Annotated in this window: 3 protein-coding genes; all 3 read left to right on the forward strand. The window is 66.1% G+C overall.

The genetic code is table 11. The features are described 5' to 3' along the window. A partial coding sequence (locus tag AB0F72_RS42050; protein ID WP_360444911.1) for a zinc ribbon domain-containing protein occupies positions 1–1,036 on the forward strand: 1,036 nt, incomplete at its 5' end. A 340-nt stretch (positions 1,037–1,376) separates the two neighbouring features. After that, a complete protein-coding gene (locus tag AB0F72_RS42055) occupies positions 1,377–1,700 on the forward strand; it encodes an AbrB/MazE/SpoVT family DNA-binding domain-containing protein (protein ID WP_360444914.1) in 324 nt (107 codons plus the stop codon). Continuing rightward, positions 1,697–2,737 carry a site-specific integrase gene (locus AB0F72_RS42060; protein WP_360444917.1) on the forward strand — a complete coding sequence of 347 codons (1,041 nt, stop codon included), beginning with the start codon at positions 1,697–1,699 and terminating at the stop codon, positions 2,735–2,737. Before AB0F72_RS42055 ends, AB0F72_RS42060 begins: the two co-directional genes overlap by 4 nt. Positions 2,738–3,988 lie beyond the last annotated feature (1,251 nt).

Consider the following 3,988-nt stretch of genomic DNA (forward strand, 5'->3'; position numbering starts at 1 on the left):
ACACAACTCGACGATCTCAGCCTTGAACTCCGGCGTGAACGCCCGCCGCGGCCTCGACCGCTTCTTTCCCACGCTCTCCATAATGCTGGACATCCCCCGCGCCCGCACCGACGAAGTTCTCCTCGACGTCGACGACGTCGCCCTCGGCCACGAAAACCGCCACCGCTGGAACGACCCGAGCCAGTGGGTGTGGTCCCGCGAGCAATCACACACCCCGCTGATCAGCCGGCACCTGTACGAACGCGCTCAGCAGACCGTCAAGAGCCGCGGCACCAACAGCGAAGCCGGCCGTGCACCTCGCCGCACCACCCGCCCGTACCTGTTCCGCGGCCTGATCACCTGTGGCATATGCGGACGCCGCATGGTCGGCAACCTCAACCACGGCCGCCTCTACTATCGCTGCACCGCAAGCCGCGACTTCGTCCGCCAACAACAGATCAGCCACCCACCAGTGCTCTACCTTCGCGAAGACCAGATCATCGGCCCCGTCGACCGGTTCCTCCGCGACGAACTCACCGGCCCGGCCCTGACCGACAACCTCCGCCGCGTAGCCGACGCCCAACACCGCGCAGCACTCGCCGCGAACAACAGCGAAGACGACACCGAAACAATCCGTCAAACGATCACGGACGCCGACGCCAAAATAGACCGCTACCGGGCCGCACTCGACGCCGGCGACCCCACCCTCATCGCCGAATGGATCACCGAGACCACCGCGATCAAGAAAGCCGCCCAGGCCCGGCTCGGCCTCACCGAAGCGGCGCCGCAACGGATGACCGAAGACCAACTCGACGCCATCGTCACAGCCTTCATAGACCTGCTCAAGCTGATCCAAGGGGCGGATCCTCACGACCGAGCGGAACTTTACAGCCGCATCGGCCTTCGGATGACCTACCAATCAGGCCAGAAAACACTGAAGGCCGAGGTCGTCAGTGACGACTTCGGCCGTGTGTATAACGTGTGTCCGAGGGGGGACTTGAACCCCCGCATGAGGCCTCTTGCACACACTCTGACCAGTGGTCAACGAGCACGCTAGAACACCAGCTTGCGGCATTTTCGCCACCTGAAGCCGACTCTGCCGCTCCCCCGGCCTGGCTCCGGCCGTTCGATCGAACGGCTACCGCAAGCAAGCTGCCTGAACTTTCCAACGGGCTCTTTCTGGCTTCAACGGCACGGCCTCCGAGGGCTTCGCACCGTCACCTGGACGGGTGTTTGCCATGGTGAGAGGCATTCCGCTACCCGCTCTGCTGCCACGGATCAACCCCAGTGACCGAGAGGGCCAACGGCGTGAGCCGGTCCGCCGGGCGCGGGTCAGCCGTAAACCGCTGCCGTTGCCGAAGACACCTGCTCCCCCGCGTCGGGACGTGGTGTTCGGGATGTGCGCGATCGAGGGCAAGGGCCGCATCTCTGACGCGAAGGTGATGGCCGCGCTCGGCTGGCAGCCCGGCCTCCGGGTGACCTTTGCCGTCGCGCATGGGGTGATCGTGATCGGCGCCGACGACGCCGGCGGTCAGGCCATCTGCGGTCGGGGTTGCCTGCGGCTCCCGGCGGGGTTACGCCGGGCTGCCGGCATCGGTGTCGCGGAGCGGGTGCTGCTGGCCGGGCTCCCGGAACCGGGACGGCTGATCGTGCACCCTCTCGGGCAGCTGGATCGGTGGTCGGCGGCGGTACACGTGGCAGTGCTGGGTGGTGTCCGGTGACGGCCGCACCCGTGCGTCCCGAGGTCGTCGACGCAGCCCGCACCCTGCTGGACCAGATGGGCATCACCGTCCACGACCTGATCCAGAGCCCGGGCAGCCGTGCGACGGTGCCGACGTTCACGGAGTACGTGCCGGTCGTGCTGGCGGCTATCGGTGAAGGCTCGCGCCGAACTTATGGCAACTATCTGCATAAGGTCGTCGAGCGGTGGGGCGATCGCCGGCTGGGCGAGGTCACTCCAACGGAGATCGAGACGTTGATGCGGCAACTACAGGACGACGCGGTTCGGCGCCGCAACTTCCGGGGCGGCACCAGCACCGGCGAGCATCTGATCGGGGCGCTGCGCTGCCTCTACCGGCGGGCGGTCGCGGACGGGCTGATCGCCGAGGCCGACGATCCGGCACGGAAGGTCGCCAAGCCACGGCGGGCGACCTCGCAGCGGATCGCGTTGCCGGACGACCGGCTCGGTGAACTCGTCGTCGCGGCCGCCGCGTCGGGCAATGATCCGGAACTCGACGCGCTGATCGTCCGGTTCCACATCGAGACCGCCTGCCGCCGCGCAGGCCTGCTGCGACTGCGGCCGATGGACCTGGACGTCCAGCAGTGTCTGGCCATGCTCCAGGAGAAGGGCGGCACCTACCGGCGCCAGCCTGTCTCCCCCACCATGATGACCTTCTTGCTCCACCATGTTCACGACCGCGGGGCGGCCCCGGATCAGCCGTTGCTGCGTTACCGGGACGGCCGGCGCGTCGGCCGGCGACGCTATGACGGGCTGTTCGAACGGCTCGGGCAGCAACTGCCGTGGGTCGCTACCCAGGGTGTGTCCGCGCACTGGCTGCGTCACACCACGCTGACCTGGGTGGAACGGGTCTACGGGTACGGCGTAGCCCTCGCCTACGCCGGCCACGCCGAAAGCCCGAATGACACCGGCACCACCGTCCGCTACGTCAAAGCAACCCTGCCAGAGGTCGCCACGGCCCTCGCCGGGCTTACCGGCGAACCACACCCGCTCGCGCTCGCGGAGCAACCCGAGGTCTAGAAAGCGGCGTGATGTCGCGGCGCGGGTCTGCTGCGTCACGGCATCACGCCGCTGGCCGGATGGCGCGCTGATTCCAGGACTGCGGATTCGGCAGACGCAGCATCACCGTCTGCGCATCGCGATTGATCGATGTCGATAGCGCCCGGAGTTGACCCGCGGTTGTAGCAGCATTCGAGAGGAGACGCCGTGACGGCGAAGATGAGGACTAGCGGGCAGGTGATTGCGCCCGCGTGCCTGGCGTGCGGGTTCCAGTGGGTAACACCCGTGCCGGTTGTCTACAGGGAAGGCCGGCACGTGACCAATTCTCGTGGGCTTATGGTCGGGACCTCGCAGACTTACTCCATCCGTGCCCGTTCTGTGCGGGTGACAACGTTAGCGCGGGCGCTGGCCCCGCCTCGCCGGGCACCATCGGTGACGCTGCCTGCGCTGCTACTGGCCGGGATTGGTGTCTTCGGCGCCGTGCTGCTGGAGGGCTTGTTGTCTGGTAATGGCAGCGGGTCCTGGCCCGGGCTGGCACTACTGCTGGGGCTGACCGTGCCGGCCGGTCGACTCTTCCGCGCCAGGCTGTCCCATAGGGTCACATCAGTGGATATCAGGCGCGCGCGATGGCTGTGGCGACGATGCTGGTTTTGCCGTCGATGTGGGTCCGTATCACTGCATGCCCCCGGCCTTACAGCAGTGTTCGCGCACACCCGACTGGCGCCCAACCTGGTGGCCCATTCGAAGCATTTGAAATGGCGTGCTTCCAAGAAGTTCGTAAGGCAACAATCCACCAGGTAACCGATGATCGTGACGCGCCGAGTCAAGGGCTATCCGAGCGGCGCGCTCGCCCGGCTCACGTCGCAGACACCTTTGAGAAGTGGGCTTAATAAACCTTGACCTGCAAAAACCATTTCGCAGGCGGGCTGACAAGATTTGCACCCGCGACTCCTTGTTCTAATCCGCAAGGGCAGCGATCTTTCATCAGTTGTCACGGGTGTACGTTGACCTGGGGAAACGCGCCCAAGGCGCCGTGATGTGCTTGCATTGGTTTTCAGCCGTTGGCACTGATTTCGGGGGGTTAACGGGGGCCAGTTCAAACCGGAGGGCAGAGGGCGGCCCCGATAGAACCGCGCCCAGCCTTGCCGCGCTCGTGAAGGGCGGCCACGCAGCGGGCGTGTCCCGCCCCGAGTTTGATGGAGACATCGAAACCTGGGAGAAGATCTAGCGATGGCGGCACCGAAGAAGTACCCCGATGATCTGCGTGAGCGT

Origin of the sequence: Actinoplanes sp. NPDC023936, from assembly GCF_040639325.1 — a bacterium.
Lineage (GTDB): Bacteria > Actinomycetota > Actinomycetes > Mycobacteriales > Micromonosporaceae > Actinoplanes.